Genomic DNA, 11,092 nt, shown 5'->3' with positions numbered 1-11,092 from the left:
AAGTCATAGATGCGGGCGTGTTGGCTAAAATGGGTCGGCCGGGATTGGTCAATCTCGGCCGACTATATTTGGCTAAAATAATCCGACGCTAACACCATAACCATACCGTTTCCGATATAAATAGCAATATGGCCCCAGCGGGCACCAGCACTTGTATGAGTATGCGTAGGGACCGCAACGATCATTCCAACTTTAAGCTGAGATATATCTCGGCTGTAACACCAATTCCAGAACATGTCGCATGCGTCGCCGTTGGGATATGACCCCAGCACGGGGTAAAACACATGGCTAACCCACTCCGAGCACAGTCCCGCCCCAGGAGAAGGAACGCTATGGCAACGATTAACGATCTGGGACTGCAAGGAGGCGCGCGCGGAGTGCTCAGGCTCCACCCAAGCACCTGAGGCATTAAAGAAATACTCGGAGTCTCCAATTCTGTTCCAGCCATTTACCATTTGTCCAGAAGACATAAGGTAGTACCACGTTCCATCATCATCGAGGAACCAGCCAGTATTCATGGCTCCGGATTCGTTGTCGAGGTGATACCACCTACCGTCAATGAATCGCCAACCGCGCTGCAGAACCCCATCTGAGTCTGTGTAAAACCACACCTGTGCAGCTGAGGACCAATACCAGCCAGCGACAGGCTTTCCCTCGGGATCCCTGAGCTTAATTCCGCCCGCGCCGTCCTTGACGCCCGAAAGCACAATCGCACCACTGCTGCACGCATAATATACGTTTTCATCTTGTGAGAAGACCCAAGTGTTGCACTTTAATGCACCGCCGCTATCCGGATCCAAATAATAAATGGAGCCATTTACAGTTTGAAATCCTTCCAGCATGGCGCCATTATTATTGGGGTCTAGCAAATACCAGCTAGAACCATTGTAAAACCACCCGGTACGAATCTCTCCCGATGCGTTGGAGCAATACCATGCCCCATCGTTAATAAACCAACCGGAGCTCATAGAACCGGATTCGGAAAAATGATACAAAGAGCCGTTAACAAGCCTAAAGCCCGTAGCCATTAATCCAGAAGGCTCAAGCCAGTACCAAGTATTGCCAAGGAGTAACCACCCGGTCTGCATAGCGCCCGAACTGTCCAAATAGTACCAGCTATCATCAATTAAAACCCAGCCGGTCTTCATTGAACCCGATGTCTCGTCAAGGTAGAACCAGCGCCCACCGGTGGCAGCCCATCCCTTCAAATGTGCACAGGAGTTAGAAAATAAATGCCAGCCATCGTTCAAGTATTTCCAGCCAGTAGTTGCATAACCTTCGGAATCAAAATAATACTCCGCCCCTCTAATGGACAGAAAACAGTTTGACGGCCAACCACCAGCCTCATATCTCCACCACCATTTACCGTTTTGGTAGGCCCAAGAACCAGGAAGAGCGATGTTATTATCAGAGGAACGAACGATCTGGAACGACAGTTGAGAGGTAACGCCGGCGTAATTCCCTAGCCCATTCACTCTTATAGTGGCGCAGCCAGGGGCAACATTATCTGAATACGTGACTTCATAATCGATTCCGCTTGCTAGCACAGAACCGCTGGCAGTCAAAACAGAGACATCAGGAGTAATCACATCGCCAGTATATTCATATATCGACGAATCGATAGATGCTTTGAAATTATCGGAATCCAAAGTCAAACGATCGCTACCTGATGTCCCAAATGCTTCCTGACCCGATTGAACCAAAGAGCCATCAGTGCCTTCAGCCACGCAATCTTCAGTTAATGAAAATGCGATTGCGGGCCATAAAAGAGAGATGAAACAAATAGATGTTAGACAAACCACGCTGATTAAACTCAGATGTCGATTTTTCATCATTTTTCTCTTCTCGCCAAATCAAATTAACCTTTGAATATCCAGATGCAGTCGACCCAGAGATGCAGTTCCCAAATTAATTAATATGCAAGACAACTCGCTTGATACGTTGCACCAGATAAAACGATAAGACACTCAACATAGGGATTGTCTATTTGTTAGACAATCCACAACCAGCAGTCGAGCGCGATCAATGGTGCACAAACTTAGGAGCCCTAATGAGGGATAGCCGAAGGAACTGAATCAAACCATGTATTGAGCTCATTCATGATCAGACCTTTTCTCAAGCTCTTTTTCGAGCAGGGCAATCCTATGAGTAAGGTTTTTGATCGCCAAAACATGACGACTCGCGGCAACGCTAAGAGACAGAGAGATTGCAAGCAACAGCACGATTGCACCCAAAAAAAGGAAATTGGCCGGGTTGACAAACCCAATAGCTGTTGAGCAACTATAAATAATCTGAGGACATAAATCACAGATCAAGGCCGCCATACACATCAAAATCCACAGCAAAGAGTACTTAAGAAGCATCTTTCCGTTGGACACGAGACGTAAAACATAGACGAGGAATCCGCCGAAAAAGAGGGCCGCACCAATCCTCAAAATAAGATTCATTATTTGTCTCCCCTATGAACCCAGCACACAAGGACAATGGCTAACGTAACCTTGACCATATAGTAGACGGAAGAGAAGCCCCCGATAGATGAACGTCCACCTTGGCGCTCATTCATCTTTACAGGCGCTTCCATAACGGGAAGACCAAGCTTCATAGCCAAAGCAATCGACTCTGGCTCCGGGTAGTCATCAGGATAACTCTTGCAGAACAGGTCGATAGCATCTTTATTGCAGGCCCTAAAGCCAGAAGTGGGATCGGTGACCACCTTACCCGTAAGCAGCTCGAGCAAAAATGAAAGCCACCTGATTCCAACACGACGCATAAAAGTTGATTGAAAACCATCAGTCTCAACCAGAAATCGAGAGCCTATCGCCAAACTCGCACCGCTCTCAATCAGCTTTACAAGCTCAGGAATATAAGAAGGATCATGCTGGCCATCGCCGTCAACCTGAATGTCGATATCATAGCCAAATCTCTGGGCATATTTATGGCCCGCTTGGACCGCTCCACCGATACCAAGGTTCTGCGGCAGATCCAATATGTTGATACCATGCTCTCGACAAAGCTCAAGCGTTGTATCTTGTGAGCCGTCGTTGATTACGACATAGTCATAACCCGCAGCTTTTATAGCTGCAACGGTATTGAGAATGCACTCCTGTTCGTTATAGGCAGGAATTATTACGAGAACACGCAGATGTCCTTTTGAACATGTCGTTGAAGTAAAAGACAATCGAGATTCATCCATTCCAAAAACAGTTGGCTCTTAGCGACGCCCAAAGAATTTGCGACTCTTCCAGTCCAACGCATAGCTTAACTCAGACTTAAGTTTACTGTATCCTGTCTAACCATTAGGAAGTTACATCTCAAGCTTAGATATTTAGCTTGCTCAACTAGGGCACACATGGAGTCCCCATCCATCACCGCAGGAAAAGGACCCCTTGCAGTTCTGCCTCAAATACGGGGCGCATGTCCTGAGCGAACCCTCAACGCCGTCCCATTCGATCCAATCGAATCCAACTAATTGCCCACTCCTACTATAACCATGACCTATATCGCTAATTTAGAAAAAACGGATATACAGAAGCTCGAACATCACAAAATACAGCAGCGCAAATGGAGCCTCGAGCATAAAGGCTGTAAATTTAGCCTTCACCTCCTCATCGCAGTAAATAGGGAACCTGAGCAATAGACAGGCAAAAGGTATTATCAAAGGTATGAGATATCGCGCCTGAACACCCGCAACTGTCTGGCTTCCGACTCCTGTAAAAGCGATGTATAGAGCCAAAGCAACTAGGTAGCAAGTAGCAAGAACCAAGAATAGAGACCAAACAATTCCGCAACGACTAAGCTTAATTTTAGTAACTTTTTCATTATCAATAATGCAAATAGCTTCAAACAACATGATGGGGAGATATGAAAGCCATGGGAACAGATTGGAGACGTCCCCAAGATAGGCCATATTCGTTGATATTGAATTGAGAAACGCCGGGGTCAGCATCGATCCAAAAACGAAATTCGAGATTACAGCTATAGTTCCAACCGGATTTGCAAGCACTCCCGTCGTTTGACCAGCCGTAGAGACTTCGGTGCCACCACGCGCATCAGAAATGTTATTTACGACAGAAGAGAAGTATGGCGTCAAGAAAGATAAAATCATTATGGCGCAAACGAATATCGCGGTTCCAATCAAGATACGTCTTTGCTTGCTCGAAGTATATTTATTTGCAGGAATTAAAAGCGCAAGTCCGAATAATGGAAAATAAATCGCTTTAGCTGCAAATCCGACTGCAAAAGATAGTAGAAATCCGAAGAACGTTTTTGCAGAAATATCCTCTTCAGAAACAAGCATCTTCAACAAAAGAGCTGTTCCTAGCAAACTGAACGATATCACACAGGGATCATACGAGTAACTGGCTGCCATTAACACAGCAGACGGGAACAACGCAATACAAGTGAAAAGACATTTTCTGCAAGGGGCTATACGAATTGCGATTCCACAGATAACTGCATACGCAAGTAAATTGAATATTTTTCCCAATGCAAATTTGATAGAAAATGGGAGATGAAGCAAGCGACCCAAACAAAGGCCGATAGATGAAGGAATATAGGCAATTTTAGAAAGAGCCACACTATCAAAACAATTAACACGTTCGATACCTTCAGCTATATTATTTTTATCGGCCTCTCTGACTAATTGCTCAACAGAGCCACGGTTAAACTCTCTTGTTTCATCTATTGGGTACTTACCCAAAGATGCATCCAAACTAAAGCCGTCCCCCCTATAAAACTGTTCGACTATCATTCGGTCAGAATTTGTTATTTCAGCATTTGTGAGGTAGGAAACACTATTTGCATTTCCATAGTGGACCTCATCATCCCATGTCAGAAAATTTGTAACGGGGAAGCAAATAATTACGGATAGACCGACCGAGACAATGCATGCGAAAGCGAACAGTTCGGGCTTCAGATAAGAAGTGCCCCCATTAATAGCAATCAACCCGATCAAAACAGTAATGGGCAAAGCAGACGCGAACAACACCGTCTTTGACTTATCGAGCGGAATGCCAATAAAAGCGATTAAAACAGCAAAGCCAACAGAAACCGTCAAAAAAAAGAAACACTTCTTAGTATCAGTTTTCTTAACCGAGGCTACAAAGCTCTTCACCAGGCCATAGCAAAGCTCAATGCCTTGAAACGCTAAAACTAAATGAAAGCATATAACAAGACTTGCGATATTCCATGCGTCAAGATCGAAGGGGCCAAACGTCTTCGCACCAGTCAATATGATTAAAACTAGCAGAAAGCTGCTGAGAATGCTGGACGCGACGAGGACGGTTATCTGACGAATAGCGTCACCACCCGACTGTGATTTCGGTTGCAAATATAAGCACGCAACAGCAACGACATCGCAAAAGAGTTCAAGAATGAATAGATTTAAATTCTTATAGTGCAATGATGTCGCAACAGCTAATAAAAGAAGTCCCAGCCCAAAGATGGCAAGCGCGTACTCGCTTTTCTTAATTGCAGGATTATTCAAAACGTGCATCTCCAACTAAAGACAAAATCGAATAGGGTAAGTCGACAATAACAAATTCGTATCTCAAATCCAACTTCACTCAAAAGCTAAGCAAAAGCCAGCCAAGTATCACTTAGCAAATACAAAACGCCTTCTCGACATCCATAGCAGTGGCATCCCAGTTATATCGATTTTCAACAAGCGCCCTAGAGTTTCGAGACTGAAGAGAAAGCAGCTTTCGATCATCAAAAAGCCTGCATAATGCCGAAACCACCTCATCAGATGCCATGGACCGAATTATTGTGCCGAAGCTATCATCTAAGATAAGCTCGCGTGCCCCGCCCACGTCTGTTACCACTGCAGGCGTTCCGCAGGCTGAAGCTTCAAGAAGTACCGTTGAAAAGCCTTCGGAACGAGTTGGAAGACAAAGCACATCTGCTTGCTGAAGTAAGGAGGAAATATCCTCTGTGTTACATCTCCCAAGCCAAAACAAGTTAGACGAACAAGCTTCCTTGACCTCATTAGCCAGCGGACCATCCCCTGCAAGAACAAAACAAATATCACGCTTGGTAATATCTTTTGTGCGAGCCGCCTCAATAATTGAATAAATTCCCTTTTCAGGAATAAGCCGCCCGACAAAAGCTACAACCAAAGATGACTGAGGGATACCTAATTCAGATCGGAAATCTCTCCCCGAAGAAATACTCCTATAGAATGAGGCATTGATTGAGTTTGAAATTACGCCTTTTGCAGTGATATTAAAGTGCTGAAGCCATTCAACACTTTTAGAAGAAATCCCATAGAAATCAGGTTCAAACGACTTTACGCGATCAGTAATCCAATCTTCATATCGGCGAACAAAATAATCAAGAAATGGCTGATTGAAAGAGAGATACGCTGAGCCGTGGTCGAGAACAACAGCCTTAGCACTATGATCCGCAGCAAACTTCAGCCCTTCGAGCGAGAGAGGGAAAAGTCTCGTGTTTATCAGAACACCATTCCACTCATAATCATCAAGGGTTTGCAGGAGTCGGTAATAATCACTGGTTTTTTTGGGAAGAGGAAGTCTTCCATCAAGTAACGGAATGCAAGGAAGACGAATTACCTCCAGGCCGTTTTCGACTGAATGACCGACTCCCACGCGCATCGAATCATTAGTAACGATAACCACCCTATCGCCGCGTGCAGTCAAGGCGTGAGCGAGACCATCGACAAAATTACCAATTCCACTAAGTTGCGGGTGATAATGGTGAGTGAAAATACAAATAGAGGAGCTCATCACATAACCTCATCTGATATAGATGTCATATCCTTAATTCTGTGCCGTCCAGACTTCCCCATCTCCAAAGTCGAGCAAGAGCGGAAGATGGGTATGTCGATTATCCGGTGACGGTATTTTTTTCCAATCGCCATACATCGTTGTAAGATATTTATCCGTCATACGAGGAACAGGGAATTCACTGCCTTCGAAAACCGCACTGCTCAGAGGGAAAATCTCTGAAATAGGCACTGGCGCCATATTCGGCCAGCTTAACGTCAGACAGTAATCAGAGACCTCACCCGTATTTGAGTCGGCAATACAGGAATCGAACAAATCCTGGTAAGAGCATGCGCCTCGAGAAACCAGTTGTTCCACCACGTGCATAGCAGAACAACCAATTTGCTCGAGTTGACCAAGGAACCCTTTATGAGGGACAACAATGGAAGAAGAATGATATAAATAGGCTCTTTTCTGTGCAATTGATGCAGTTCGGACTTGCTTTGCACGAAGGCGTTTATCTGTATAGAGCTGGTCATATGGAAAGATGTCGACAAAAATGCCCATCGAACTGGAAGCCTCTCGAGCCTCTTGATTCTCGAAGCGAGTTCCATCGCGATACACCTTAGCAAACATCGCAGCATAGCCAGTAGTATTCCGCGATGTATGGAGCGAATATCCTTCCGGTAACCCACCCTCGGCTAAAGAGCAAAAGCGGTCATAATCTGAACGCATCATTCCGATATCTATATCATCATCCCAAGGGATAAACCCCCTATGACGCATTGCTCCTAAACATGTTCCACCGTCAAGCCACCACCTGATGCCGCGCTTAGAGCAGAATGCGGCGACAACCTGAAGGATATCCAATTCAGTGTTTTGAAGCTTTAATAGCGCGTGAGCTTTAGACATCATCGGCCTATCTCTTTTCCCCGAACCATTGTTGCGTCTGTTTCCCCAAAACAGAAGACTGATAAATAAGGCAAATGGCATTGGATATAAGCGCCGATACAGTAGGGCCATTTAAGCCAAACAGCATTTGCGCAGGAGCCATAACAGCGACAGCACTAATTAAGGACAGCATGCTGCCAACAAATACCCCTCGGTAATTATCAAGAGAAACCAACAAATCGTTGACAAACCAAGCGATGCCAGTCAAAAAGGCACAAGCCAACATAGGCTGAAGGAGATCGGTATGTTTAGCTATTCCAGCGCCATAAAACAGTGACAGCAATAATTTACCGAAAAAGAAAAGGGCAACTGAAGATATGACACCGACAAAAAAGATGCCAGCAAGTATTTTACCTATGAGCGAAAAAAAGGACTTTTCTCTAGAATGGTAACGCTCTACTAGATAACCTAATAAAGGATTATAAATATAGGTCGCACCCATTTGGATAATTGCCACAGGTGCAGCAACTGATGCATAAATACCCAGAGCAGAATCTCCGAATGAATAAGATAAATACTGCCTGGGAATATTCGGCGCCGCAGAAGCAGCAATGCCGCCCAGAACGATGGGCAAACAGCTACATAGGAAGGCTCTGACCTTCGCTCGGCTAATTCCAAGCTTGATTGCAGAAATCCGATTTGATCTTGGATAATCGTAAATAACTCCGATGCCTATTGTCACTACCGTCATAAGCAACAGTGCACCTTCGAGGCTATTAAAAAATCCAAAGACAAGAATGAATGAAAGGAGAGAGCCGATGCCCTGCATTATGAGGGATTTCCCAATATAGTCCATCCTATGACCAACCTGATCATTAGCATGCATGACATCAATGACTAAGCCAGCGGTTTTATAGAGAGCATACAGAAGAATAGCGGGCACCGTACCAATACGACACGTTGCAATGGAATAGACGGCTAACATTGCAAACGCTATAAAAGTAGTAAAGAAACGAAAAGTCAGGTATTCACCAGCAGAGTTTTTCCTTTCAACATCTGCAATTTGCACCGTGTACATCCTGTATTGGGCTAATTGAGAAAACATGTTGAAAATAGACATAGCCAGCGAATAAATGCCTGCAGCACTATATCCATCAGACAGCCGAACGACCAAAATGGTGATAAGCCACTGACAGCCTAAATTAGTCAACGAACCGACGGTATTCCAGAACATATTATGTTTAATCGAAAGAGTCTTCTCTGTGGCCTTCACAAATATAAGCGCCCTTCTAAACCTGTCGAAATGAGGATACGGAGCTATCTCGCAGCTTTAAGTTCTTTTAAAATCAAAATAAACAGCCAATTCGGCATAAGACGTATAATGATATCTGCTTTAGCGATAGACGGGCAAGCTCGTCGGTATTTAAGTAAACCAATTATGGAGCGCCGCTCCCTTGCTTCAGCGAACCCCAATATTTCCTTTAGATGCGGTGAATCGGGAAATCTATCGGCAAATCGCCTAGCAGTATCAACCCTGTTTTTAACTCTTGTCGAATACCAATCATCTTTTGAAGAAACACCTGCAAGGAATCCAGTTTCGTTACCACCATGTCGACGATACTTAACCAAAGGAGTCATAGTAAAGCTGCACTTCCCCAGTTCACTGCAACCCAATGTCAACCACAAGTCATGTGCAGTCGATTCCGGAAAGGGAATCATCGACTTCGCCGCACTCGCATCTAACATGAGAGCCATACCAATGCCGTAACATACGCTTGCGGCCTGTACAGTAATATCCTCTCCAGAGCACCAATTTACTTCCGGCGAATTAGGATGAGCTTTCCTATAACTCTTTACCAGAATATTTCCGTTTTCGTCAATTACCGATCTATCACAAACATCTAGAATTGAGCCTTCTTCTAGCATATGGTTGAGCGAAACTTCAACTCTATTAGGCTCCCAAATATCATCCTGATCGCAAAGTACTACGTAATCCCCTTCCGCCAAGGAGAGCAGCGCCTCGAACGATTTGACATAACCGAGATTATTATCACCGTGATAATACCGATAGGCGTTTTTCGTTATATGCGCTTGGATAAACCGCTCTAATGAATCCGATTCAGGGCAGTCATTTCTAACTAGAAGCGTAAGCGGAAAAGTTTGTTTATCTATCGAATCAAGTTGTTCCGCGAAAAACTTAAGATCGGGTTTATAAGCTGAGAGAAGTACGCATACGCCAATATCATTTCCCATTTCTATTTCCAAAAATCCTCCCAAATTCATTGCTTAAAGATTATCAAAGCACCCTCAGTTAAAAGAAACTCTTTTAAAAATAGAGTATTTATCCCTGTCTCTTAAAACGAGTGCCTAATATCAATAAGTAACAACCTTTGTTCCATAAGGAATGTTATCGTAAATCCATTTTGCATTCTGAATCTCAAGGCGTACGCATCCAGCAGAGGATGGAACGCCCATCGTGGGATCCATCACGCGGTTGCTGTTGACGTAGTAGGGTGAGGAATGGAATAAGTAATCACCATAGAACTGCGTGTAGTAATAGCAAGTATATCCATGCCCAAAGGAGTATCCCTTACCGTAGACTTGATACTCCCCTATCACCGTAGGCGTGCTAGCTTTTCCCGTCGAACATACATATCGACGGTTTAAGGACCAGTTATTCCAGGATCCAGTGTAAATACTCGTAACGCAACGTGACGTATCGACAAGTATCAGCCAATTTGTATTGCTTGAATAACTTTGAGCCTTAGCATCCATATAGTCTGACACCCTCGCGCCGTTAGCCATAAAGAAATTCCAGGATCCGTCCACAACGCGCCAGCCAGTAGCCATAGCTCCACTAGCATCAAGCCAATACCAGGTGGCGCCCAGATTGAGCCATCCTGTCTGCATATAACCAGACGAATTCAAGTAATACCAAGATCCGTTAACGGCAACCCAACCGGTTTTCATAGCATAAGTGGACGGATCTAAATAGAACCAGGAGCCATCCTTGTACAGCCAGCCAGATCGTGCATAGCCAGCGGTCTCATCAAAAAAGTACCATTTTCCGTTAACGTTCTTCCATCCAGCGCAGGGGGAGCCATCGGTTGAATCAGCATAGAACTTACAGCCTCCAAGCATCACAAACCCGTGAGCTTCGACCAATTCGCCATCGCCGTTTGATGTAAACAGTTTTCCATTACGCAATGCTCCACACAATGAGCAATCAGAACCAGCAAAAGCCTTAGATGGCTCATCCTGAACCGAGTCCTGGACATCTACCCATTCACGACAAGCAACAGCGCCTGAAGCTTTTGCATAATAGCTTTTCCCATTTACAGAAAAATGACCAAGAAGCATTTTACCGTCGGCGGCAGGATCGAGATAATAGTATTGACCACCGTCCTTCAGCCATTCAGTCTTTATAATGCCCGACGCTTGAGAAGGCTCAGCGTAATACCAGTCTCCATCGCTCATAA

9 protein-coding genes are annotated in these 11,092 nt (G+C 44.7%); all 9 read right to left on the bottom strand.

What is annotated here, in order from left to right; genetic code table 11:
* Positions 1 to 62: 62 nt before the first annotated feature.
* A complete protein-coding gene (locus ABHR75_RS09060; RefSeq protein WP_346964155.1) occupies positions 63 to 1,835 on the bottom strand; it encodes an N-acetylmuramoyl-L-alanine amidase family protein in 1,773 nt (590 codons plus the stop codon).
* Positions 1,836 to 2,093: 258 nt separating this feature from the next.
* On the bottom strand, positions 2,094 to 2,447 hold the full coding sequence (locus ABHR75_RS09055; RefSeq protein ID WP_117786521.1) for a DUF2304 domain-containing protein: 354 nt from the start codon (positions 2,445 to 2,447) through the stop codon (positions 2,094 to 2,096).
* On the bottom strand, positions 2,447 to 3,178 hold the full coding sequence (locus ABHR75_RS09050; RefSeq protein ID WP_229025531.1) for a glycosyltransferase family 2 protein: 732 nt from the start codon (positions 3,176 to 3,178) through the stop codon (positions 2,447 to 2,449). Before ABHR75_RS09050 ends, ABHR75_RS09055 begins: the two co-directional genes overlap by 1 nt.
* Before the next feature lie 330 nt (positions 3,179 to 3,508).
* Positions 3,509 to 5,485 carry a DUF2142 domain-containing protein gene (locus ABHR75_RS09045; RefSeq protein ID WP_346964154.1) on the bottom strand — a complete coding sequence of 659 codons (1,977 nt, stop codon included), beginning with the start codon at positions 5,483 to 5,485 and terminating at the stop codon, positions 3,509 to 3,511.
* Between the two features lie 112 nt (positions 5,486 to 5,597).
* Positions 5,598 to 6,743, bottom strand: a complete 1,146-nt coding sequence (locus tag ABHR75_RS09040) for a glycosyltransferase family 4 protein (protein WP_138112743.1) — start codon at positions 6,741 to 6,743, stop codon at positions 5,598 to 5,600.
* A gap of 33 nt (positions 6,744 to 6,776) precedes the next feature.
* Positions 6,777 to 7,637: a LicD family protein gene (locus tag ABHR75_RS09035; RefSeq protein WP_175406050.1), complete on the bottom strand. Its 861-nt coding sequence runs from the start codon at positions 7,635 to 7,637 to the stop codon at positions 6,777 to 6,779.
* A 4-nt stretch (positions 7,638 to 7,641) separates the two neighbouring features.
* A complete protein-coding gene (locus ABHR75_RS09030; protein ID WP_147326478.1) occupies positions 7,642 to 8,886 on the bottom strand; it encodes an MATE family efflux transporter in 1,245 nt (414 codons plus the stop codon).
* Positions 8,887 to 8,930: 44 nt separating this feature from the next.
* Complete coding sequence (locus tag ABHR75_RS09025; RefSeq protein WP_158554631.1) at positions 8,931 to 9,878, bottom strand: glycosyltransferase; 948 nt, start codon at positions 9,876 to 9,878, stop codon at positions 8,931 to 8,933.
* A 108-nt stretch (positions 9,879 to 9,986) separates the two neighbouring features.
* Positions 9,987 to 11,092: L,D-transpeptidase (locus ABHR75_RS09020; RefSeq protein ID WP_346964153.1), on the bottom strand; the 1,106-nt coding region annotated here is incomplete at its 5' end.

The organism is Collinsella aerofaciens (genome assembly GCF_039752955.1).
GTDB lineage: Bacteria > Actinomycetota > Coriobacteriia > Coriobacteriales > Coriobacteriaceae > Collinsella > Collinsella aerofaciens_BI.
Note: the sequence above shows the minus strand (reverse complement) of the source record. Positions and strands in the feature narration are given on the sequence as shown.

Excerpts from the sequence above, each read along its gene's own strand:
- ABHR75_RS09055 (WP_117786521.1), bottom strand. The coding sequence starts at position 2,447 with ATGAATCTTATTTTGAGGATTGGTGCGGCCCTCTTTTTCGGCGGATTC.
- ABHR75_RS09060 (WP_346964155.1), bottom strand. The coding sequence starts at position 1,835 with ATGATGAAAAATCGACATCTGAGTTTAATCAGCGTGGTTTGTCTAACA.
- ABHR75_RS09035 (WP_175406050.1), bottom strand. The coding sequence starts at position 7,637 with ATGATGTCTAAAGCTCACGCGCTATTAAAGCTTCAAAACACTGAATTG.
- ABHR75_RS09040 (WP_138112743.1), bottom strand. The coding sequence starts at position 6,743 with ATGAGCTCCTCTATTTGTATTTTCACTCACCATTATCACCCGCAACTT.